General features: G+C 23.2%; 1 protein-coding gene. It reads right to left on the bottom strand.

Annotated elements, in window-relative coordinates:
- On the bottom strand, positions 1-341 hold a 341-nt coding region (locus FGQ49_RS10430), incomplete at both ends, for a hypothetical protein (RefSeq protein WP_171020669.1).

Genomic DNA, 341 nt, shown 5'->3' with positions numbered 1-341 from the left:
TATATTGGGAGAACTACTTTAAAAAATGCCTTTTCTCTTTGTTCTTCCTGCTTTGAATTGTAATTATTTATATTAAGAATGTCATTTTCATCTCTTGCGGTAGTTTTCATAAGGGTAATAAAGTTAGCCGTTAATTTTTTTATAAAATTTATGTTATATCTAAATAATTTATGTACTTCTTTGCCTACATTTGAATATGACAGCTTAATATCTATATTATTTTCTTTAAGTTTTTTCTCTATTTCTTCTTTAAAAATTCCTTTTTCAAAATCATAAGAATATGTAAATATTGCCTTGTTTTTAAAAATAGGGTAATTATGTAAAAACTTAATGTATGCATC

The organism is Anaerofustis stercorihominis (assembly GCF_005844425.1).
Taxonomy (GTDB): Bacteria; Bacillota; Clostridia; order Eubacteriales; family Anaerofustaceae; genus Anaerofustis; species Anaerofustis butyriciformans.
This window is presented reverse-complemented; position numbering and strand designations above follow the sequence as displayed.